Here is a 19,156-nt window from a genome sequence, read left to right on the forward strand (position 1 = left end):
CGTCAACACCGCGGTACGGGACCGCACCCGCGGTCCGGCCCGTCTGTCGTGCGCTTACTCCGTGGAGAGCCGGAACGCCATGTGCCCGAAGGAGACCTGGTCGCCCTCGCGGACGACGGCCGCGCCGATCACCCGGCGTCCGTTGACGGTCGTGCCGTTGGTCGAGCCGAGGTCCCGCAGGACCCACATGCCGCCCTGGCGGCTGAGTTCGGCGTGCACACGCGAGACCGTCTCGTGGTTCAGGCGCAGTCCGCTCGCCGGGTCGCGGCCGATGCGCAGCGGGTGCCCGTGACCGGGGTGGGGCAGCAGCAGCTTGGGCAGCCGCTCGGCCTGCCAGGCCCTGCGCAGCCGTACGGTGAAGCCGGAGACCGCCTCGACGGTGCCGAACACCAGGCGCGCCAGACGGTTCTCCTGGGGTAGGTCGGCGGTGAGCGCCACGAGTTCGTCGGAGCGGCGGGCCGCGAGGGCCAGCTCCATGCGCCGGATGAACGTGTCGTGCGACAGACGGCCCATGGCGACGCCGTCACGCAACACCTGCAGCGCCTTGTCGCGCTCCGCGTCGGACAGTCGAGCGGGATACGTGTTGAACTCGAAGGACGACGTCACGTTGCTGATTGTCGGTCAGTAGACCTTGGGTGTCCAGAAAACGGAGAAACGGCGCCCACGCACGCGTGGCCGACGGATCCGCCGGTAAAGGGTGCATACGGAAGCGGTTCGATCTCGTTTTGAAGGACGATGGACCGGCTACATCACGGTGAGCAGACGAAGGGGAACCGTCCGTGCAGTTCGAGGTGTGGGCACCGCAGGCCGATCGTGTGACGCTCCAGTGCGACGGCGCCACGCGCGCGTTGGAGCGCGATCCGCGGCGGGAGGGATGGTGGACGGGCGAGGCGGAGGCCCGGGACGGCACGCGGTACGGCTTCGCGGTGGACGACGGCCCCGTCCTGCCCGACCCGCGCTCGCGCCGCCAGCCGGACGGGCCCGACGGGCTGAGCGCGGTCGTCGACCAGGGCCGCTACACGTGGCGGACCCCGTGGGCGGGCCGACCGCTGCAGGGCGCCGTCCTCTACGAGCTGCACGTGGGCACCTACACGCCCGACGGCACCTTCGACGCGGCCGCCGAACGTCTGGACCACCTCGTCGAACTGGGCGTCACGCACGTCGAGTTGATGCCGGTCTGCCCGTTCCCCGGGCGGCACGGCTGGGGGTACGAGGGCGTCTCGCTGTGGGCGGTGCACGAGCCGTACGGCGGGCCCGAGGCACTGAAGCGCTTCGTCGACCGGGCGCACGAACGCGGCCTGGGCGTGGTCCTCGACGTGGTGCACAACCACCTGGGCCCCTCCGGCAACTACCTGCCCGCCTTCGGGCCGTACTTCACCGACCGGCACCAGACCCCGTGGGGCTCGGCCGTGAACCTCGACGCGCCCGGCTCCGACGAGGTGCGCGCCTATCTCCTCGCCGGCGCCCTGGCGTGGCTGCGCGACTACCGGCTCGACGGGCTGCGGCTGGACGCGGTGCACGCGCTGAAGGACACGCGCGCGTGCCACTTCCTGGAGGAGCTGTCGGCGGCCGTGGACGCCCTGGCCGCCGAGGTGGGCCGGCCGCTGTTCCTGATCGCCGAGTCCGACCTGAACGACCCGCGGCTGATCACCCCGCGCGAGGAGGGCGGCCTCGGCCTCCAGGCGCAGTGGAACGACGACTTCCACCACACCTTGCACACCGCGCTGACCGGTGAGTCCCAGGGCTACTACGCCGACTTCGCGCGCGACCCGCTGGCGGCGCTCGCCAAGACACTCACGGGCGGCTACTTCCACGACGGCACGTACTCCAGCTTCCGGGGCCGCGGCCACGGACGCCCGCTGGACCGGGCGCGGGTGGCGGCACACCGGCTGCTCGGCTACAGCCAGACCCATGACCAGGTCGGCAACCGGGCGCAGGGCGACCGTCTGTCGGCGACGCTCTCTCCGGGGCTGCTGGCCTGCGCGGCCACGCTGACGCTGACCGCGCCGTTCACCCCGATGCTGTTCATGGGCGAGGAGTGGGCGGCGGGCACGCCCTGGCAGTTCTTCACCGACCACACCGACCCGGAGCTGGCGGAGGCCGTACGCCGGGGCAGGCGCCGGGAGTTCGCCGCGCACGGCTGGGCCGAGGAGGACGTACCGGATCCGCAGGACCCGGCGACCCGCGACCGTTCCTGCCTGGACTGGTCCGAACCGGAGCGTGAGCCCCACGCGCGCGTGCTCGACTGGTACCGCCGGCTCATCGCCCTGCGGCACGCGCAGGCCGACCTCACCGACCCCGACCTTGCCGACACGAAGGTGGCCTACGACGCCGTCGCCCGCTGGTTCGGCTTCCGGCGCGGAGACGTACGCGTGGCCGTGAACCTCGGCAAGGACCCGGCGGAGATCCCCCTGGGCACCCGCCCCGTCCGGGTCCTGGCCGCGTGGGAGCCGGTGGAAGTACCGGGCGCGGACGGGGTGCTGCGGCTGCCCGGGGAGTCGTGCGTGGTACTCATTCAGGATTGAGGCCCGTCACACGTCTTCCGCTGTGCCGCACCTTTCACAGCTCGTCCCCCAGGCCCTCCTCGCGCAGTTCGGTGACCCGTTCCAGCAGGATCGCCTCCCAGGCCCGGCGCAGCTGGGTTCGCAGCAGGGGCAGGGAGCCGCTTTCGCCGCGGCCCTCGATGCGGGCGGCGAGGCGGACGACGGTGTCGCAGCGGGCCAGCCACAGACCGCGCAGGCAGGGGCGGGCCCCGTACCCGGCGAGGGTGGCGGCGCGGACGGCGGCACCGGACCCGACGGCGAGGGCGAGCCCCGCGATGTCCTCGGCGGGGTCGCCGAGCACGGCGTCGGTCCAGTCGAGGACGCCGCGCACCCGGCCGTCGGCGCTGACCACGAGGTGTTCGCCTCTGAGGGCGTGGTGGACGAGGACCGCGCCGCTCGGCTGGGCGGCGAGCTGGGCCGCGCCGGGCGGGGTGAGCTGGGTCAGGCGGCCGGCGTCGAACTCGTCCGCCTCCGCGAGGGTCGCGGAGGCGGCCACGGCCATCCGGCGCAGCGCCTCGAGGGAGCGCGGCGCGGCCCGGGGGACGCCGAGCGCCTCGGCCTGCCGGGCCGGTACCTCGCGCAGGCCCGTCAGCAGTCCGGCCAGATCGGCCTCGCCGACCGCCGACACGTCGTACTGCTCCGCCGTGCCGCCGGGCACCTTGGTGTCGAGGGTGTAGGTCAGGCCGGGTGCCCATTCGCCGTGCGCCACGCTGGTGGGCACCGCGACCGGGGCGTGCGGGCGGACGACGTCGCGCAGGCGCAGTTCGCGGCGCTGGCGCGCGGCGGCGTCGCGGTCGGGGGCGAGGCGCAGGACGTGGCGGCTGCCGACCCACCAGGTGGAGTGCTCGGCGCCCTCGGCGACGGGCCGGATCTCCGGCCCGGGGGCGGCGCCCACGCCGTTGCCGTTGCCGTTGCCGTTGCCGACAGCCTGGCCGGCCTTCGTCTGGGGGTCCTGGAGCAGGGAACGGACGAGCCGGTGGACGGTGTCCGCGGTGGGTGTCGGTGCCTGGGTCATGGTCGCGCCGTTGTCGCTCGGGGGTGTGCGGGGGCTCCTGGGTCGCTCAGTCCACTATGACCATCTCGCGGGTGGTGTCGTTGAGGCGGCGGCCGCCGTCCTCGGTCACGGTGACGATGTCCTCGATCCGCACGCCGAAGCGCCCGGGCAGGTAGACGCCGGGTTCCACGGAGAAGCACATGCCGGGTACGAGGGGCAGCTCCTCGCCCTCGATCATGTACGGCGGTTCGTGGGTGGTGACGCCGATGCCGTGCCCGGTGCGGTGGATGAAGTACGTGCCGTACCCGGCGTCGGCGATGACGGCGCGGGCGGCCCGGTCGACCTCCTGGCAGGGGACGCCGGGCCGCACCGCGCGGAAGCCCGCCTCCTGGGCCTCGCGCACGAGGTCGTGGACCCTGCGTTCCTCGTCGGTCGGTTCGCCGACGTGGACCGTGCGGGAGGTGTCGGAGCCGTAGCCGTCCTTGAGGCCGCCGAAGTCGAGGACGACCATGTCGCCGCGTTCGATGACGCGGTCGCCGACCTCGTGGTGGGGGTTGGCGCCGTTCGGTCCGGAGGCGACGATCGTGAAGTCGACGACCTCGTGTCCGTGTTCCCGCAGCAGCCTGCTGAGATCGGCCGCGACCTCCGACTCCCTGCGGCCCGCGAAGGGGACCTCGCGGATCTCCTCGAACGTCGCGTCTGCGGCGGCGCCGGCGGCCGCCATCAGGTCCAGCTCGGCCGCGTCCTTGACGGCGCGCAGCATGGGCAGCGCGTCGGTGAGGGAGGTGTAGGAGGTGCCGGGCAGCGCGTTCTGCAGGCCGAGCAGGTGCATCGCCCAGGCGTTGTCGCTGATGCCGAAACGCCCGGCGCCGTCGAGGAGGGCGGCGGTGGCGGCGTAGGGGTCCTTGCCGTCGGTCCAGTCGTGCAGGGCGAGGGCGGCGACGCCGGGGGCCTGGGCGGCGTCCGGGGCCTCCAGTGCGGGGACGACGAGGACGGGGTCCTGGCCGGGGGCGAGGACGAGGAGGGTGAGCCGTTCGGTGACGGCGGTGGGCGTGTAGCCGGTGAGCCACACCAGGTCCGGGCCCGGCGCCACGAGGAGGCCGGCGAGTCCGGCGTCGGCGGCCGCCCGCGCGGCGCGCCCCATGCGGGCCCGGTAGTCGTCGGCGGTGAAGGGCGCGGGCGTACGGCCGGTCATCCGGGCCTCCCTGAGCGGATGTGTGGACTACGGGCAGCATCCTGCCCGGACACGGGGGCCTGCGCGAGCCGGTTGAGCGGGGTTTCCGGACTCCTGACGATCGAGTTCGCGGTGCGCTCTGCTGGAGACAGCGATCCTAACGGCTGAAGATTGCCATGGCATTAGCCCTAATGGTTTGATGCGGGTTGAGCATTACTTGACAGCAAGAGAGGCCACCGCCGTGCTCGTTCTCGCACACATCAGTGATCTGCGTCTGGACGGAAGCGCGCGGGCGACGGAGCGTGCCCGGCGGGTGTGCGACCGGTTGCGGGAGCTGCCGGGGCAGCCGGACGCACTGGTCGTGACCGGGGACATCGCGGACCACGGCACCGAGGCGGAGTACGAGGAGGCCGCCCGCGTCCTGGGCCTGGACGACGGCGACGCCCCGTTCCCGGTGCTCACCTGCCCGGGCGATCACGACAGCCGCGCCCCGTACCGCAAGGCCCTGCTCGGCCTGCCCGCGGCGGACGGACCGGTCAACACCGTGCAGGTCTTCGACGGCGGCGCGGTGCTGATGTGCGACTCCAGCGTTCCCGGCAGGGAGGAGGGGGCGCTGGACGAGGAGACGTACGGCTGGATCGAGGCGACGCTGGACGAGCTCGACGGGGCCGTACCGGCGCTGCTCGCGTTCCACCATCCGCCGGTGAGGCTGCACCACCCTCCCCCGCCGCCCGAAGGGTGTGACAGATACCCCCGGCCCGGCTCCCGCCGACTGTGCGCACCCGACCGGCTGGCCGCGCTGCTGGGGCGTCGCCCCGAGATCGCCGGGCTGGTCACGGGGCACGCGCACCCGCCCGCCGCCACCTCCTTCGCCGGGCGGCCGCTGGTGGCCGGTCCCGGGGTGACGTGGACACCGCAGCTGCCGTGGGAGGGCGAGCAGGTGGCCGACCGGGAGACTCCGGTGGGCCTCGCCTTCCACGTCCTGGACGACGAGGGGCGGCTCACGAGCCACTTCCGGACCGTGTGAGGGACCTCACGCGACAACGGACTCAAGTGACGACGCCGGGCACGGCCTTCAGCTGCTGGTAGCCGCCGCCGCGGTGGCGCACCGTCAGGACGACCTCGGCTCCCGGGCGGGCCCGGCCGACCGCTCGGGCGAGGTCGGCGGCGGAGTCGATACGGGTCCCGCCGAGCGTGAGGAGTACGTCGCCCCGGACCAGCCCGGCGGAGTAGCCGGGGCCGGGCACGTGGACGCCGACGACCAGCGCCCCCACCTTCTCCGCGTCCACGGCCTCCAGGCCCAGGGTCGCGCGGACGGGCACCGGCGAGGCGGACGGCGCCGTGGACGACCCGGCCGAGCCGGACCGGCTCCCCGCCGCTCCAGCCGCCCCCGTCGCTCCAGCCGCCCCCGCCGCTCCAGCCGCCCCCGCCGCTCCCGACACCGCCTGCCCCGCCTGCCGTCGCAGATCCGTGAGCTCGCTCATGCCGAACACCGTGGCGCCCAGCACGCCGAGCCCGGCCCCGGACAGCAGCAGGACCGTCCCGACGAGCAGGCCGCACAGTGAGCTCGTCAGCAGTCCGCCGCGACGGCGCGCGGCGTGCGGGCGCCGCGTGGGTCCCTCCGTCGTGCCGCCGCCCGTGCCGGGCTCGCCGCCCGGCATGGGCTTGGGACGCAACGCTGTCTGTTCCATGGATCGCCTCCGGCTCGTGCGGGCCGCCTCCGGCGGATACGGATCGCCGCCGGAGTGCACTACCCGGCACACCGGCGCCCGACGTGCCACGAAAGAGTGAGACTGACCGGACGTCGCAAGCGGGAAGCCATAGCCGTCACGGCACTCGACGGGCCGGGTGGGCGGCGCGGACCGCAGCCGTCACAGCGCCGCGGCCAAAGCCGCCGCCGCTCCTCCCGGGCTTCCCGTGTGGAGGAGCTCGACACGGTGGATGAGCCGGGGGTGGGTGACGGGGACGGCGACGGCGCCCGGGACGTCGGCGGCCGCCGAGGAGGGGAGCAGGGTGAGGCCGTGGCCGGCCGCGGAGAGGGCGGTGAGGGTGCGTATGTCGGTGCCGTCGTAGCGCAGTGCGGGGCGGAAGCCGCGGCCGCCGTTCGCGGCGCGCAGGTGGGCGAGCGGCAGGCCCGCGTCGGGGGCGTCCAGCCAGCGGGCGTCGGAGAGGTCGCCGAGGCGCAGTGTGGGGCGCCGCGCCAGCGGATGCGTGCCGGGCAGCAGGACGCAGACCGGTTCCTCCGCCACCGCGTATGTGGTCAGCGGTGCCACGTCCGGCAGCCGGAGCGGGTCGTGGGGTGCGGCCAGGCCGTCGATCAGGCCCAGGTCGGCCGCTCCGGTGGCGACGGCCCCGGGGATCTCGTCGCGGGTCAGCACGCGCAGTGTCACACCCGCGGCGGGCAGCGCGGCGAGGGTTCGGGGGCCGAGCGCGGTAGGTGTCGCCGCGAGCGTCAGCCCGTGCTCGGGCGCGTTCGCGATCCGGGCGACGTCGGCGCGGGCCGCGTCCAGACGCAGCAGCAGCGGACCCGCGTGTTCGAGGAGCCGCTCGCCGGCCGCCGTGGGGGCGACGGGGCGGCGGGTGAGCAGCGGGGCGCCGAGGTCCTGTTCGAGCGCGGCGATGTGCTGGGAGACCGCGGACTGGGTGTAGCCCAACGCGCGGGCGGCCTCGGAGAAGGAGGCCAGCCGGGCCACGGTCACGTAGGTGCGCAGCAGGTGCGGGTCCATGGGCACCAGCGTCCCATCCGGCATCAGTTCCGCTTATCGAGGGTGCAGGAATCATCGTTGGACGTGAACTCGCGGCCGCGTCGAGGATGAGGCCATGACGGAAAACGCTGTTCAGATCGCCAGGGTCGCCCTCGTCGGCGACCACTCCCCCAACGTCGTCTCGCACACCCGCGTCCCCCTGCTGCTCGACGCGCTCGCCGCCCGCGAGCGGCTCCTCCTCGACGCCTACTGGGTCCCGTCCGAGGACGCGGAGGCCGAAGGCGCGGTACGGGGTTTCGACGCCGTGTGGGTCGTACCGGGCAGTCCGTACCGCAGCGAGGCGGGGGTGCTGGCCGCGATCCGCACCGCGCGGGAGGAGGGCATCCCCTTCCTCGGGACCTGCGGGGGGTTCCAGCACGCGCTGCTGGAGTTCGCGCGCGGTGTCTGCGGGCTGACGCGGGTGGCGCACGCCGAGAACGATCCCGACGCCGCCGACTTCCTCATCGAGCCGCTCGCCTGCTCGCTGGCCGGCCACGAGGACGTCGTGCTCGTCGAGGCGGGCTCGCTCGCCCACTCCGTGTTCGGCACGGAGCGGACGGTCGAGCGCTACTCCTGCCGGTACGGGCCGTCCCGGCACCTCGACACCCTGCGCGCGCACGGCCTGCGGTTCTCCGGCCGGGACGCGGAGGGGCAGGTGCGGATCGCCGAACTCCCCGGCCACCCCTTCTTCCTGGCGACGCTCTTCCAGCCGGAGCTGCACGGCGACGGCTCGCGCCCGCACCCCGCCGTGCGGGGACTGGCGCGAGCCGCGGCCGAGCACGCGGCGCGGCGCGCGGGGCAACCTGTGTGACGGGGCTCAGTGACGGGCGGGCAGGACCGGAGCGGGGGGCAGGTCCGGAACGAAGCCGTGGGTGCGGCGCGCCAGGTGTTCCGCCTTGTAACGGTCCACCGTCCGGTGCCAGTTCAGGATGCCGGCCAGCCAGTTCTGCAGATCGGCCACATAGTTGCCCATGGCGTCCCGGGCCGCGTCCGACAGCCCGAAGTCCTCATAGAGAACGGGCAGTTCGTGGGCGACCACGTGCTCGAACTGCCGCATGCGCTGGGTCATCAGGTCGTGGACGATGCCGAGCGCGGTCGGGTAGTCGCAGCCGAAGAAGTTCTGCACGACGAGGATCGCGTTGTGGATTTCGCCCTCGTACTCGATCTCCTTCTGGTACGAGAAGACGTCGTTGACGAGGCAGGCGTAGTCGATGGCGGCGTTCTCCAGGGAGCGGACCGGGCCGCTGCGGTAGACCTCCGGCGGGATGGCGGGGCCCTGGCCCATCCGGCACATGCTGAGGGTGAGGTCGGAGCCGAAAGTGGCGCGCCGCATCTCCAGGTAGTCGACGGGGTCGGGGATGCGGTTGTGGAGCTGGTTGGACACCTCCCACACCCAGCTCTCGGTCATCACGTCGACCGCCGCTCTCAGGGTGCGCCGTCCGTCGGGGGTCATCTCCGCCGTCGTACGCGTCCACAGGTCGATCAGTGCGCGTTCCATGGCGTTGACGGGGACGGGGAACTCCCCGCCGTCGACGGGCATGCAGTCGGACAGGCGGGCCGTGGTCAGGCGGGCGGCGGCCAGGTCGCGGCGGGCGCCGAAGACGAGCGGGTAGTAGTCGTCGCCGTAGGTACCCCAGGCGAGCCACTGGGAGCTGAGGTCGAGGGCCTCCTCGGTCGCGTCCGGGTCGAGGCCGGCGGAACAGAGCGGGAGGTCGGCCGCGGCGAGCTTGCCCTCGTCCCAGACGCCCTCCTCCAGGATGCCCATCCGGTGCGACCAGTCGGTGAGGCGGCGGCGGGCGCCCTCCAGGTGCGGGCTCAGCTCGACCTCGAACGGCATGTGGAAGTCGGGCAGGCGCGACGGGCCGACCTTCTGGAAGGGCACGTGCCGGTAGGCCCGCAGACGTTCCGCGGCGGCCGAGGCGAGCAGGGCGCCGACGTCGGCGGCGGAGGTGCCGGGGCCGGTCAGGCTCTGCCAGGGCGCGGTCGACTTGGCGCCCTTGTTCATGTAGCGGCTGGAGCGCATGTGCCATTCGTGACCGCCGGACTGCCAGTCCTGGAGGCCCTTCGTGTACGCGGCGACGGCCGCCACCTCGTGCGGTGCGAGCCCCTGCTCCAGGGCGACGGCGGGCACTTCGGTGAACGCGGTGTGCTCGAACTGGTGCAGGCGGGAGGTGAGGATGTCGTTGACGGTGTCGGCGGCCTGCTGGGTGGTGCAGCCGAAGAAGGTCTCCAGGACGAGCACGCCGTTGCTGTTCTCGCCCTCGTCCTCGACCTCGCGCTGGTAGGAGAAGAGGTCGTTGCGCAGGTGGACGGCGTCGGAGAAGGTCTCCATGAGGACCCGGAGGGGCCGGGTGCCGGCGACGGCGGCGGGCACTTCGGCGGTCGCGTACTCCACGAGCCCCGCCGACCAGGGGGCGCCGCCCACCTTGCGGCGCATCTCGATGTACTCGACGGGGTTGGCGATCCGTCCCTCGTTGATGTTGGACAGCTCCCACAGCGACTCGTTGAGCAGGTGTTCGGTCGCCACGGCGAAACGGCGGCGCCAGTCGACGGACATCGACGGCACCGTGCGCGCCCACAGGTCGGCGAGGCCCGCCTCGACCGGGTTCTGCGGCTCGGGCACCGGCGTCGACAGGTCCAGCGGCATGAACAGCGGCAGCCGGTCCAGGTGTGCCTTGCCCGCGGCGCGGTCCTGGGTGCGCTTGTACATGTCGAGGAAGTGGTCGTCGAAGAAGAACACCCACACGTACCAGTCGGTGACGAGCGAGAGGGCCGGGCCGTCGCAGTCGGGGTGGGTGTAGGCGCAGAGCAGTCCGTAGTCGTGCGCGTCGAGGTCGGCCTGCTCCCAGATCCCGGACCCCTCCAGCATGCCCATGCCGCGCGCCCACCGCGTCGAGTGCGCGCGGGCCTCGTCGACGTGGGGGTTCAGCCGCGCGGGGTGCGGCAGGTAGAAGTGCGGGAGTTCGAACGGCTGCGTCATGGCCGGGCCCTACCCGGGGTTCCCGACGGCCATCCGCCGAGCGGGACATGATCACACCATCGCGTGAATCGGCCCGGTGTTCCGTACTCCGCGGCGGAGTTGATGCCAAGTCAGCGTCGGACCTGGATCAGCGCATGCGTCCCGCCCGTTCGCCAGCGCTGCTCCTCGGCAGCCACCAGCGCGGCCTCCGTGGCGGCGTCGAGTCCCGTGATCACGTCGGACTTCAGGGTGCGCAGGGCGGCGACCGGGCCCGGGAAGTGGGCGGTCACCTCGGCGAACTTCGTGGTGGGCGGCCACCATCGGTCGCCGACCAGGCGGCGGTAGTTGAGGTCGCCCTTGACGATCGTGAGCGTGGCCGCGCCCAACTCCGCGCGGAGGTCGGCGGGCATCTCCTCGAACGGCAGCGGGGCGGCGGCGAACGGGTGGGCCCGCACGGTGAGATTGCCGTCGGCCATGGCGGACCACAGGCGCCAGCCGTACGTGGCGGCCGCGCCCGGAGCCGCCGTGAGTCGGCGCAGCGCGTCGACGACGTCGGCGGTGGTGGCGTCGGAGACGTAGTACGGGTACGGCTTGACGTACAGGACCGCCCGGCCGACGCGCCCCAGGTCCAGGAGGTGGGCGACCAGGAGCAGGTCGGGGATGAGCTCACGGCCGGCGTTGTCGGCGATCAGGCAGAGGGTGCCCGTTCCGGAGGCGGGGAGCAGCGACCAGAGGGTGTCGCTGTCGTCGGCGACCAGGGCGGGTGCGGGGGCGGCGATGTCGGCGCCCTCGGCGGAGAGACGGAAGCCCAGGTCGGCCCGGTTGCCCCACAGGGAACCGTGCAGCAGAGCCGCGGCGCGTTCACCGGCCGGGCGTCCCTCCAGGTCGTCGAGCGCGGTCAGTTCCTCGTCCGTCTCGCGGGCGTCGAGCTCGGCGAGCTTGGAGGGGCGGAAGGGGTCGATGCCCTGCCAGGCTCCGGGACCGAAGTAACCGACGGCTTCGAGGAGTCGGCGGTAGAAGTAGCTCTCGGACCACAGCCACGGCACGTCGAACCAGGACCGGCCCGTCCGCTCCCCCACTCCCCAGTCCCGCCACAGCCGGGCGTCGTGGGCGTCGGCGGGCAGGGGCTCGATCACGCCCTTGGCGCAGCTCTCCAGCAGCGCGTCGAGGGCGCGGTGCTGCTCCGGCCCGTACGGGAAGGCGTCGCGCACCTGCCGGACGATCGCGGGGTGCCGTTCGGCCAGCACCGCGTGCGGGAAGGAGCCGGGCTGGTCACCGAGGATCACGGGCGCGGAGGGAGTCTCGGGCATACGCCTCACCGTACCGCCCGCCCGGACCCGCCCCGGGTCGGCCCGTCGGCCGGGCGTCCGTCACCGCGTCCGCTGCGACCACGAAACCGCCCGGCACGGCGTCCCTCAGTGCATCTCGTACACCCTGATCTCGCGTTCCAGCCGTGTGGCCAGGGTCAGATAGCGCGGGCGGCGGGTCACCGGGACCAGGCCGCGGATCAGGACGTGCCACATCTCGGCGACCCGGCGCGGGAGCCGGGTGACGGGTTCGGTGGTGCGGCCGACGACCCGGGTGCCGACGAAGAAGCTGACGAGGGAGTGGGCGACGGCGTCGACGTCGATGTCCGGGTGGAGGTCGGCCTCCTTGACCGCGCCGACGAGCCGACGCGAGATCAGATCGAGCAACTCCGTGAAGGGGTGGCGCAGTGGGGCGCGCGCCTCGACTCCCCCGGTGGCGAGCCGGAGGCCGGCTCGGGTGATGGGGCCCTCGACGGACAGCCGGGCGAGACCGAACGTCAGGCGCATCAATGCCTCCAGGGAGGAGCAGCCCCGGTCGTCCACCTCGCCCGCCAGCCGCCGGGAGGCCTGGGACTGCAGCTCCATGATGGCGTGCGCCAGGTCCTCCTTCGCCGCGAAGTGGAAGTAGAGCGCGCCCTTGGTGACATTGGCGTGCTGAACGATGTCGCTCAGGCTGGTCGATTCGTACCCATGACGGTCGAACAGGTCGGCGGCGGCCGTGAGGATCGTCGACCGGGTCTGTTCGGCGCGTAGTTGCCTCGCCATCGGCTGGACACTCCTGGGGACGTTAAAGAACGGGTCGTGCCGTTTGTTTCTTACCCCCCGCACACCATAACTCACCCTGCGCTGGTACCGACCACACATGCGAAGACCGTCGATTCACCCTGCGTGCCCACGACTTGAACCTTGCCGCCGTCACCGCCGCTCGCCTCGATCCAGGCGGGTTGATCCAGTTCGGCGTAGCGGTGGAAGGTCGCGTGGTAGGACACGGGTACCTCCCCGTCGGCACCGCGCAGGTGGGCGGCCTGGCGGGCGGCCTCCAGAAGGAGCATGCCGGGGACGTGGTCGAGGGGGTGATCGAAGAAAACGGGGTGTCCGGTATTGACGCGGAGTTGCCAGCGGTCGGGGTGGCCGGAAGGGGCGAGGACCACGTCCGGGGACAGGACGCGGTGGACGGCGGCGGCGGGCAGCGCGGGCGGGAGCGGCACGGCGGAGACGGCCTCCGGTGTGCGGCCGCCCCGCAACCGCTGGAAGACGGCGGCCGAGACGCAGGTGAAGGCCACATCGGCGGTCGCGACCAGGGCGCCGGCCCGTAGGACGCGCGCCGTGTAGCGCGCGGACGCCGGGCGGGTGCCTCGGTAGCCCACCTCGGTGAAGTCGACCTCGATCTCGAGCTCGGCCGGCAGCGCGCCGACGGCCAGGTACGCGGGAAACGTCTCGACCTGGAACTCCTGCAGCACGAACTGATGGTCCAGAGGTACGTCGTAGCAGGCGTGCATGAGGAGCGTGCCGCTCTGCCGGACCGTCTCCACGACGAGCAGCGGATCGTAGGCCGACCAGTCGGACGACACGTGTAACCCGTGGGACCGTGGCCACTGCGCCGAGACCACGAATTGGTCGTCCCCGGTTCTGTTCCAGCCGGTCAGAAAGGTTTCCGCGACCGCCGCGCGGTGTACGAGTTGACGAGGGACGGTCGCCGTCATGAGCGGGGCGTCGGCAACCTGCCGCGGTCGAGTCATCTCGCTCCCTACGGTCCCCGAAGGCCATGGCGGACGGTGAGCCGTCCACTCCGGTGAGCGTTAGAGTACGAGGCGACCGGTTTGTTTTCAATGGAGATCACTCGAAGACCCCCTATGATCGGGCCGTTCCGGGAACACGAAGGCAAAATCAGACTGACTCGGCGCCGCGGAGGGGCTCTTATGGCGAAACAGGAGCGCGCCATCAGGACGCGCAGGGCGATCCTGGAAGCCGCGGGCGCGGTGTTCGACGAGCACGGCTACACCTCCACGACCATCGCCATGGTCCTCGAGCGTGCCGAAGTCACCAAGGGCGCCCTGTACTTCCACTTCCCGTCGAAGGAGTCCCTCGCCCAGGCGGTGCTGGACGAGCAGGTGCCGTTCGGTGCCGTGCCGCCGCAGACCTGCAAGGTGCAGGAGATCATCGACATGACGTTCGTGGTCGGTCAGCGGCTGCTGAGCAACTCCCTGCTGCGGGGCAGTGTCCGGCTCGCGGTGGACCAGGAGACCCCGTCGAGCGTGGATCACGGCGAGCCGTTCCGGCAGTGGGCCGAGCGGCTGACGCTGTTGCTGGAAATGGCGCGGGAGCGGGGCGAGTTGCTGCCGACCGTGCGGCCGCGGGAGACGGTGGAGATGCTCGTCGGCTCATTCACCGGCATCCAGTTGATGTCCCGGGCGCTGACCGGGCGCGCGGACCTCGGTGAGCGGCTGTCGGTGCTGTGGTCCCACATCCTGCCGAGCATCGCGGTGCCGGGTCTGCTGCCGCACCTGGACAGCGCCGCCGACCGCGGCGCCCGCGTCCTGGCCTCGCTCGAGCCGGTGGTCGCGGAGCTCGAGCCCACGCACGTGTGACGCCCGAGGACGCGAGACGGGCCGGCCGGCGCCCATCCGCACCGGCCGGCCCGCCCGTTCATGGCGTCACCGTCGTGGTCGACCTCGGGATCAGAAGGTCAGCTTCCAGCTGTTGAGCCGGCCCGTGTCCTGTGCGGCCACGTCCTGGACGCGCAGCTTCCAGGTGCCGTTGGCGACCTCGCTGGAGGCGTTCACCGTGTAGGTGGTGGTGACGTTGTCCGCGGAGTCCGAGGTGCTGGAGGACTTCAGGCGGTAGGTCGTGCCATCCGGCGCCACCAGGTCGACGACCACGTCACCCCGGTACGTGTGCGTGATGTCCACGCCGACCTGGAGGGCCGAGGGCGCGTTGCCGGTGCGGCCGCTGACGGCGATGGAGGACTCGATCGCCGAGCCGTTGTCCGGGATGGAGAAGGCCGTGGTGTTGGTGAAGGTGGTGCCCCCCGTGGAGCCGCCGGAGCCCCCGGCCACCGCCTGCACCGTCTTGGCCGCGTCCGCCAGACCCGCGCCGCAGCCGCCGGAGCAGGAGCCGGGCAGCGCGCGGGCGTTGGCCTTGATCGCCGACTCGATCTGGGCCGGGGTCAGCGACGAGTTCGCCGACTTCATCAGCGCGACCAGGCCCGCGATGTGCGGGGTGGCCATGCTGGTGCCCTGGTAGTACGCGTAGTTCTCGGTCGACGGCGTCTTGGTGCCGGAGTTCAGCGTGGACAGGATGCCGTTCGCGGTGCCGGTGCTGGTCTGGCCGCCGGGCGCCGAGATGTCCACGAGGGAGCCGAAGTTGGAGTAGGACGCCTTGGCGCCGGTGCGGTTGGTCGCGGCCACCGAGATGACGTTGTTGCAGTTGCCCGGATTGTGGTTGGCGACGTTGTCGTTCTCGTTGCCCGCGGCGACGACGACGGTCGTGCCCCGGTTCACGGCAGCGGTGATCGCGCTCTGGGTCGCCGAGGAGCAGGCGCCGTCGCCGCCCAGGCTCATGTTGATGACCTTGGCGACGTTGGAGTTGGCGGGGACGCCGGAGACGGTGCCGCCGGACGCCCAGGTGATGGCGTCGATGATGTCGGAGTCGTAGCCGCCGCACTTGCCGAGCACGCGCAGCGGGGAGATCTTCGCGCCGTAGGCGATGCCCGCGACACCCTTGTTGTTGTTGGTGGCGGCGGCGATGGTGCCGGCCACGTGGGTGCCGTGCCAGGAGGAGTTGCTGGCCGGGATGCCGGAGCCGCACTCGTTGGCGTTGTACCAGTCGCCCGGGTCGGCCGGGTTGCTGTCACGGCCGTCGCCGTCCACCGAGACGGCGGTGTCGGAGATGAAGTCGTAGCCCCCGACGATGTTGGCGGCGAGGTCGGAGTGGGTCACGTAGCCGGTGTCGATGACGGCGACGGTGACCCCGGCGCCGGTCGAGGTGGACCAGGCGCCCGGCACGTTCATGCCCGCCGTGGTCTCCCACAGGTCCCACTGCTTGGCGTACTCGGTGTCGTTCGGGTCGGCCTTGGGCTGGTTCAGGCGGTCCGGTACGACGTAGGCGACCTGCGGGTCGGCCTTGTACTGCGCGACGACGTCGGCGACGTCGGACCGGGTGAGGTCCGAGCCCAGGTCGACGAGGGCGGCGCCGGTGCCGAGGCGGCGCTGGAAGTCGACGTCCTCGCCGGCCTCCTTGCCCTTGACGGCGGCGTCGGCCTCGGCGGCCTGGTTCGACTTGGCCTCGGCCGCGTCGGACTTGTAGCCGACGATGAGGCGCTCGGCGGGGGCGCCGGGGGCGGCCTCGGTCTGCGCGGCCGGGACGGCGGCGGCATCCCGGGGAGCGGACTCCTGGGCGACGGCGACGGACGCGGTGCCGGTGGTCAACAGGGCGGCGGAGACCGCGGCGACGGATATCAGCTTCCGTCTGAGGGAGGGAGAGGTACGCAAGGGCTTTTGCCTTTCGTGGCCGTACTTGGGCAGCACGGAGTGGCGCGGTTCGATTCGCTTCGTCGTCGAAGCGGAGGGGGGTGCGTCGAAGAGGGGGTGCGTCGAAAAGCGGAGCGAAGGCCGGCCAGGCGCGTGAGCCGACCGGATCAGGGGTTACCTGTGGGTCAGCTGTGTTCGAACGATAGGCAAAGCGGAGGTCATAGGGATACAGGGGAAACCCTCGATCCGGCCGGAAACCCACCCTCGACGTAAGGCGGTTGACAGCGAATGTCCTTCTTTGCCCGTGTGACGGGCGCCTGGCGGTCGGGGTGACACGCGCTGAACGCGCCGGGCCGTCGTCCCGTACTCCCTGGGAGCAGACGATTTCCGTGCCGGCCGAGGAGACGTTCCGGATGCCCCGGATGACCGCACACCGCACCGCCGCCCTGACGGCCGCCGCCGCGAGCCCCCTCCTGCTCGGGTTGTGGGCGGCCGGGCCCGCCCAGGCGCACGGCGCCCCCACGAACCCGGTCAGCCGGGTGGTGGCCTGCTCCCCCGACGGCGGTGAACGGGCCGGGACGGCGGCGTGCAAGGCCGCCGTCGCATCCAACGGCGCGCCCTTCACGGCCTGGGACAACCTGCGCGTGGCGAACGTGAACGGCCGCGACCGGCAGACGATCCCCGACGGGAAGCTGTGCAGCGGAGGCCTGCCCGCCTACAAGGGCCTCGACCTCGCCCGCGCCGACTGGCCGTCGACGCGCCTCACCCCGGGCGGGACGATGAAGATGAGTTACGTCTCGACGATCCCGCACACCGGCACCTTCAGGTTCTACCTGACGAAACCCGGCTACGACCCGACGAGGCCACTGACCTGGTCCGACCTGCCGGAACGGCCGTTCGCGCAGGTGACGGACCCGGCACTGACGGGCGGCTCGTACCGCATGAGCGCGAAGCTGCCGTCCGACCGGACGGGCCGTCATGTCCTGTACACGGTGTGGCAGAACAGCAGCACGCCGGACACGTACTACTCGTGCTCCGACGTGGTGTTCCCGGAGGCGAAGGCTTCCGCGGCGCCGCCGGCGACGAAGGGCCCGGCGGCGGGCAAGCCATCCGCTTCGGCCGAGGACACCGCGCAGACTGCGACCCGGACGCCCTCCGGCTCCGCGCCCGTCTCGGCGTCGGCCCCGGCGAGTGCCGAGGCCCGGGCCCGCTCCACGGCACCCGACAGCGCGCCGGTGGCCTCCACGACCGGCGGCGGGTCCGGCCCGTCGGCCCCCATGCTGGCGGGCGGCGCCGCGGCGGTGTTGGTGCTCACCGGCGGCGCCGCCCTTCTCCTGCGCCTGCGTCGGCGCTGAACTACCCTTTTATGAGGGTCAGTTGACGGTGACCGGCGTGGTGCCGTCCGTCACCGGGGAGTACTTCGCGGTGAAGTAGCCCTTGGCGAAGCACAGGGACGAGCCGGACACCTTCGAGAATTCCTGGCCGGTGAAGGTGATGCTGTTGTCGGCGTTGTTCGCCACACCCTTGATGCTGGGCGCCTGGTAGACGCAGTTGATGCTGCCCAGCAGGGTGCGCAGCACGACCGTGGTCTGGATGGTGGAGTTGGCCGCCGGGGTCACCAGGACGGTGCCGTCGGAGGACACGCTGGTCGTGTACGCCAGGTTGTTGACCGTGACGCCGGTGACACCGAGCACGCCGATGACATTCGCGGAACAGCTGCCGAAGGTGTGTCCGGTGAGCGACTCGGTCGCCGTGCCCGGCGCCGTCGGGTTGTCGGTGACGGTGGCGGTGAACGCCGAGGACGAGCAGGAGACGCCGCTGGTACCGGTGGCGCTGGAGTAGAGCGTGGCGGCCGTGCCACTGGCCAGGGACGCGGTGAGGACGTCACCGACCGCGACCGCGTTGCCGCCCGCGGTCAGCACCGGGGTGTCGGCCGCCGCGGCGGGCGCGACGGCGGGGAGCGAGAGAGCGGCGACGGTGCCGACGAGGGTGAGGAGGGAACGCGTACGCATGAAGGTGCCTCATTTCTGGGAGTGGGGGGCTGAACTGGTGGGGCTGGATGTGGACTTGTGGTGTTCGGGTGTCGCGCGGGTGTGACTGGTCGTGCGGTGTGGGGGGTTGGGGGCGCGGCGCGCGGCATGGAGGCCGCGCGGGCTGGGGGGGGGGGGTGGGAGTCGCGCGCGAGTGTGACCGATCGTCCGGTGTGGGGGCGCGGCGAGTGGCTTGAGGTGTCGTGCGGCGTGTGTGGGGGAGGCGCGGCGCGCGGCGTGAGAAGTCGTGCGGTCCGGCGGGGGGTGGGTGGGGACGTGCGGCGTGGGGTCGGAGTGCGGGTTGAGGGGCTTGAAAGCCCGGTGGGCGCTGATGGGGAGCGCGGCGCGGGTTCCGCCGCCGCCGGTCCGTGACGCCTTCTCCGTACGTGACGGACCGGCAGCGACGGCGGCCGGTGACCGGCCGGAGGCGCTGGGGGTGGCCTCCGGCCGGGCCGGGCAGGAGGGGCGACCGGACACGGTTCCCTGGATGGGAAGTGCGGCCGTGCCGGTGCCAGGGTGGTGCTGGAAGGTGCGGACTCGGGGGCAGAACATGCCCGTGAGAAAGGTAAGTCCGGGAAGCGCGCACCCAGTTGGCCGGCACGCTGCGGATCCGGCGCCACGGATCCGGTGAACCAGGGAGAGTTGTAGACCTGAGCTTCCGTCAGCGTCAAGAAGTCGGCGGAAAGTTGTGCGGAGAGTGCGGCTCTGTCGATCTCCGCTTGGCATGTGACCCACGGGTGACACACAATGGACACCCTTTTTTCACAACGCCCTTGACCCCTGGGTGTAACCATCGGTAACTTCCGAAGTGGCTACTGACGCGTAACGAGAAAGCCCTTGCGATTTCCGGGAGTTGTGAGGAGGTGTGCGCGACAGCCGCTGTCCGCGCCAGGACAACGCGCCATCTGAAGCCCAACCCGCATGACTATGCCCATG

At 72.2% G+C, this 19,156-nt stretch carries 16 protein-coding genes; 5 read left to right on the top strand and 11 right to left on the bottom strand.

What is annotated here, in order from left to right:
- Window positions 1-54: 54 nt before the first annotated feature.
- Window positions 55-606 carry a DUF1707 and FHA domain-containing protein gene (locus IG99_RS08900; RefSeq protein ID WP_037671669.1) on the bottom strand — a complete coding sequence of 184 codons (552 nt, stop codon included), beginning with the start codon at window positions 604-606 and terminating at the stop codon, window positions 55-57.
- 173 nt (window positions 607-779) lie between these two features.
- Here IG99_RS08900 and treZ point away from each other — a divergent pair, with 173 nt between their 5' ends.
- The gene (treZ, locus tag IG99_RS08905; protein ID WP_037671671.1) at window positions 780-2,525 is read left to right on the top strand and encodes a malto-oligosyltrehalose trehalohydrolase; all 1,746 of its coding nucleotides are present in this window, start codon (window positions 780-782) and stop codon (window positions 2,523-2,525) included.
- Between the two features lie 34 nt (window positions 2,526-2,559).
- Here treZ and IG99_RS08910 read toward each other — a convergent pair whose 3' ends face one another.
- Window positions 2,560-3,558: an aminoglycoside phosphotransferase family protein gene (locus IG99_RS08910; RefSeq protein ID WP_037671672.1), complete on the bottom strand. Its 999-nt coding sequence runs from the start codon at window positions 3,556-3,558 to the stop codon at window positions 2,560-2,562.
- A 46-nt stretch (window positions 3,559-3,604) separates the two neighbouring features.
- Window positions 3,605-4,732 carry an aminopeptidase P family protein gene (locus IG99_RS08915; RefSeq protein WP_037671673.1) on the bottom strand — a complete coding sequence of 376 codons (1,128 nt, stop codon included), beginning with the start codon at window positions 4,730-4,732 and terminating at the stop codon, window positions 3,605-3,607.
- 220 nt (window positions 4,733-4,952) lie between these two features.
- On the opposite strand from IG99_RS08915, the gene IG99_RS08920 reads away from it, so the two are divergent.
- Complete coding sequence (locus tag IG99_RS08920; protein WP_199815484.1) at window positions 4,953-5,738, top strand: metallophosphoesterase; 786 nt, start codon at window positions 4,953-4,955, stop codon at window positions 5,736-5,738.
- 22 nt (window positions 5,739-5,760) lie between these two features.
- Here the strand turns inward: IG99_RS08920 and IG99_RS08925 are convergent, their stop codons facing one another.
- Both IG99_RS08925 and IG99_RS08930 read right to left on the bottom strand, forming a co-directional pair.
- Window positions 5,761-6,402 (bottom strand): PDZ domain-containing protein, encoded by a 642-nt coding sequence (locus tag IG99_RS08925; RefSeq protein ID WP_037671678.1) that lies wholly within the window; start codon window positions 6,400-6,402, stop codon window positions 5,761-5,763.
- 180 nt (window positions 6,403-6,582) lie between these two features.
- The gene (locus IG99_RS08930) at window positions 6,583-7,437 is read right to left on the bottom strand and encodes a LysR family transcriptional regulator (RefSeq protein ID WP_037671679.1); all 855 of its coding nucleotides are present in this window, start codon (window positions 7,435-7,437) and stop codon (window positions 6,583-6,585) included.
- Window positions 7,438-7,531: 94 nt separating this feature from the next.
- Between IG99_RS08930 and IG99_RS08935 the strand changes: the two genes are divergently transcribed.
- A complete protein-coding gene (locus IG99_RS08935) occupies window positions 7,532-8,266 on the top strand; it encodes a CTP synthase C-terminal region-related (seleno)protein (protein ID WP_037671681.1) in 735 nt (244 codons plus the stop codon).
- 6 nt (window positions 8,267-8,272) lie between these two features.
- Here the strand turns inward: IG99_RS08935 and cyc2 are convergent, their stop codons facing one another.
- The 4 genes from cyc2 to IG99_RS08955 form a co-directional block, all read right to left on the bottom strand.
- A complete protein-coding gene (gene cyc2 / locus IG99_RS08940) occupies window positions 8,273-10,435 on the bottom strand; it encodes a germacradienol/geosmin synthase Cyc2 (RefSeq protein WP_037671683.1) in 2,163 nt (720 codons plus the stop codon).
- A gap of 110 nt (window positions 10,436-10,545) precedes the next feature.
- Window positions 10,546-11,724, bottom strand: coding sequence for a damage-control phosphatase ARMT1 family protein (locus tag IG99_RS08945; RefSeq protein WP_037671686.1), 1,179 nt, complete (start codon window positions 11,722-11,724; stop codon window positions 10,546-10,548).
- Between the two features lie 105 nt (window positions 11,725-11,829).
- Window positions 11,830-12,486 (bottom strand): ScbR family autoregulator-binding transcription factor, encoded by a 657-nt coding sequence (locus tag IG99_RS08950; protein WP_037671687.1) that lies wholly within the window; start codon window positions 12,484-12,486, stop codon window positions 11,830-11,832.
- Between the two features lie 71 nt (window positions 12,487-12,557).
- Entirely contained in the window at window positions 12,558-13,460 is a 903-nt protein-coding gene (locus tag IG99_RS08955; protein WP_037671691.1) for a ScbA/BarX family gamma-butyrolactone biosynthesis protein, read from the bottom strand.
- A 180-nt stretch (window positions 13,461-13,640) separates the two neighbouring features.
- Here IG99_RS08955 and IG99_RS08960 point away from each other — a divergent pair, with 180 nt between their 5' ends.
- Window positions 13,641-14,309, top strand: coding sequence for a ScbR family autoregulator-binding transcription factor (locus tag IG99_RS08960; protein ID WP_037671692.1), 669 nt, complete (start codon window positions 13,641-13,643; stop codon window positions 14,307-14,309).
- A 90-nt stretch (window positions 14,310-14,399) separates the two neighbouring features.
- Here the strand turns inward: IG99_RS08960 and IG99_RS08965 are convergent, their stop codons facing one another.
- Window positions 14,400-16,211, bottom strand: coding sequence for a S8 family peptidase (locus IG99_RS08965; protein ID WP_037671694.1), 1,812 nt, complete (start codon window positions 16,209-16,211; stop codon window positions 14,400-14,402).
- A gap of 392 nt (window positions 16,212-16,603) precedes the next feature.
- On the opposite strand from IG99_RS08965, the gene IG99_RS08970 reads away from it, so the two are divergent.
- A complete protein-coding gene (locus tag IG99_RS08970; RefSeq protein WP_037671696.1) occupies window positions 16,604-17,545 on the top strand; it encodes a lytic polysaccharide monooxygenase in 942 nt (313 codons plus the stop codon).
- 18 nt (window positions 17,546-17,563) lie between these two features.
- Here the strand turns inward: IG99_RS08970 and IG99_RS08975 are convergent, their stop codons facing one another.
- Window positions 17,564-18,202 carry a hypothetical protein gene (locus IG99_RS08975; RefSeq protein WP_037671698.1) on the bottom strand — a complete coding sequence of 213 codons (639 nt, stop codon included), beginning with the start codon at window positions 18,200-18,202 and terminating at the stop codon, window positions 17,564-17,566.
- Window positions 18,203-19,156 lie beyond the last annotated feature (954 nt).

The organism is Streptomyces griseus subsp. griseus, assembly GCF_000720255.1.
Taxonomy (GTDB): Bacteria; Actinomycetota; Actinomycetes; order Streptomycetales; family Streptomycetaceae; genus Streptomyces; species Streptomyces griseus_I.

Coding starts and splice junctions, on each gene's coding strand:
- IG99_RS08910 (WP_037671672.1), bottom strand. CDS start 3,558: ATGACCCAGGCACCGACACCCACCGCGGACACCGTCCACCGGCTCGTC.
- IG99_RS08915 (WP_037671673.1), bottom strand. CDS start 4,732: ATGACCGGCCGTACGCCCGCGCCCTTCACCGCCGACGACTACCGGGCC.
- IG99_RS08925 (WP_037671678.1), bottom strand. CDS start 6,402: ATGGAACAGACAGCGTTGCGTCCCAAGCCCATGCCGGGCGGCGAGCCC.
- IG99_RS08930 (WP_037671679.1), bottom strand. CDS start 7,437: ATGGACCCGCACCTGCTGCGCACCTACGTGACCGTGGCCCGGCTGGCC.
- IG99_RS08935 (WP_037671681.1), top strand. CDS start 7,532: ATGACGGAAAACGCTGTTCAGATCGCCAGGGTCGCCCTCGTCGGCGAC.
- cyc2 (WP_037671683.1), bottom strand. CDS start 10,435: ATGACGCAGCCGTTCGAACTCCCGCACTTCTACCTGCCGCACCCCGCG.
- IG99_RS08945 (WP_037671686.1), bottom strand. CDS start 11,724: ATGCCCGAGACTCCCTCCGCGCCCGTGATCCTCGGTGACCAGCCCGGC.
- IG99_RS08950 (WP_037671687.1), bottom strand. CDS start 12,486: ATGGCGAGGCAACTACGCGCCGAACAGACCCGGTCGACGATCCTCACG.
- IG99_RS08955 (WP_037671691.1), bottom strand. CDS start 13,460: ATGACTCGACCGCGGCAGGTTGCCGACGCCCCGCTCATGACGGCGACC.
- IG99_RS08960 (WP_037671692.1), top strand. CDS start 13,641: ATGGCGAAACAGGAGCGCGCCATCAGGACGCGCAGGGCGATCCTGGAA.
- IG99_RS08970 (WP_037671696.1), top strand. CDS start 16,604: ATGCCCCGGATGACCGCACACCGCACCGCCGCCCTGACGGCCGCCGCC.
- IG99_RS08975 (WP_037671698.1), bottom strand. CDS start 18,202: ATGCGTACGCGTTCCCTCCTCACCCTCGTCGGCACCGTCGCCGCTCTC.